Consider the following 2058-nt stretch of genomic DNA (forward strand, 5'->3'; position numbering starts at 1 on the left):
CGCCGGAATCGCTGGCGTTGCTGCTCAGCTATCCCGACGGCCTGGCGAAGATGCGCCAGCTGCGCTGCGTGGTGGTCGACGAATGGCACGAACTGCTGGGCAACAAACGCGGCGTGCTGCTGCAGTTGAACCTGCGGCGGCTGCGCGATGCGCTGCCCGCGCTGCAGGTGTGGGGCCTGTCGGCGACGCTGGGCAACCTGGCGCAGGCACGCGACGTGCTGCTGCCCGATGTTCCCGATGCGCCGCTGGTGGCCGGTGCACGGCCGCGCCCGGTGCATCTGGACACCCTGCTGCCCGCGCACGGCGAACGCTTTCCGTGGGCCGGCCACCTGGGCCTGTCGCAGTTGCAGCGCGTGCTGGAAAAACTGCTGTCGGTGCGCACCAGCCTGCTGTTCACCAATACCCGCGCCCAGGCCGAACTGTGGCATCAGGCGCTGTCGGCGGTATGGCCGGAAGACCCATCCACGCTGGCGCTGCACCACGGTTCGTTGGACCCCGCCGTGCGCCGCGACGCAGAACAGGGCCTGCGCGAGGGCCAGCTGCGCTGCGTGGTGGCCACCTCCAGCCTGGACCTGGGCGTGGACTTCCCGGCGGTGGACCAGGTGCTGCAGATCGGCAGTCCGAAAGGCATTGCCCGGCTGCTGCAGCGCGCCGGGCGTGCGCGGCACCGGCCGGGCGAATCGGGCACGCTGGTGTGCGTGCCCTCGCACGCGCTGGAGCTGGTTGAATACGCTGCGGCACGGCATGCACTGGCGGCTGGCGTGATCGAAGCGCGCCGCCCGCCCACGCTGTCGCTGGACGTGCTGGCCCAGCATTGCGTGAGCTGCGCGCTGGGCGGTGGCTTCGAACCCGACGCCCTGTTCGCACAGGTCCGCCGTACCCACGCGTTCGCGGCACTGGATGCCACGCAGTGGCAGGGCGTGCTGGAGTTCATCGTGCAGGGCGGTCGTGCGCTGTCGCAGTATCCGGATTTCCACAAGGTGGTGCGCGACGAGGACGGCGTGTACCGCGTGCATGACCGGCGCGTAGCGTTGCGCCACCGGCTGTCGATCGGCACCATCACCAGCGATGGCAGCGTGAGCGTGCAGTTCCTGCGCGGCGGCCGGTTGGGCGCGGTGGAAGAGCAGTTCCTGGGGCGGCTGCGCCCGGGCGATCGCTTCCAGTTCGCCGGGCGCCTGCTGGAGCTGGTGCGGCTGGAAAACCTCACCGCCTACGTGCGCCTGGCCAAGGGCGGCGATGGGCTGGTGCCGCGCTGGCAGGGCGGCCGGCTGCCGCTGTCTGAAGCGCTGGGGCAGGAGATGGAAGCGGTCTTCGCCGCACCGCCGGCATCACCGGAGATGCGCTGGCTGGCGCCCCTGCTCACCCTGCAGTCGCGCATCTCGATGCTGCCGGGCCCGACGTCGTTGCTGGTGGAAGTGGTGCGCCGTCGCGAGGGACAGTTCGTGTTCGTGTATCCGTTCGCCGGGCGACAGGTCAACGAGGGTGTCGCCGCGCTGATGGCACTGCGCCTGGCCCGCCTGCAGCCCAACACGCTGGGCTACGCGGCCAACGACTACGGCTTCGTGCTGGCGCCGGCACGCCCGGTCGACCTGGACGTGGCCGGCCTGCGCGCCCTGCTGCAGCCTGCGGGACTGTTGGACGACCTGCGCGACAGCCTCAACCTGGCCGAGCTGGCACGCCGTCAGTTCCGCGATATCGCGCGGGTGTCGGGCATGCTGGTGCCGGCGCTGCCCGGCCGTACCCCACGCAGCCTGCGCCAACTGCAGGCGTCCAGCGGCCTGCTCTACGACGTGCTGCGCCAGCACGATCCGGACCACATCCTGCTGGGCCTGGCCGATCGCGAAGTGCTGCACGGCCAACTCGACCTGGACAGCCTGGCGGCCACGCTGCAGCGGCTGCAGGCGCGTACGCTGTGCCTGCAGGCGCCGCGCACGCTTGGCCCGCTGTCATTTCCGCTGTGGGCCGAACGCCTGCGTGGCCAGCTCAGCAATGAAGACTGGAAAACCCGCGTCAAACGCGCTGCCGCGCAATTGGAGACCCGCCATGGCACCTGAGTTG

General features: G+C 70.6%; 1 protein-coding gene. It reads left to right on the plus strand.

Translation table 11 applies throughout. From position 1 onward, the window contains the following. Positions 1 to 2054 (plus strand): ligase-associated DNA damage response DEXH box helicase (locus tag DBR34_RS14180; protein WP_258223941.1); only part of this gene is annotated, 2054 nt, incomplete at its 5' end. Between the last annotated feature and the right edge of the window lie 4 nt (positions 2055 to 2058).

This window comes from Stenotrophomonas sp. HMWF003 (assembly GCF_003061285.1).
Classification (GTDB): Bacteria; Pseudomonadota; Gammaproteobacteria; order Xanthomonadales; family Xanthomonadaceae; genus Stenotrophomonas; species Stenotrophomonas maltophilia_AP.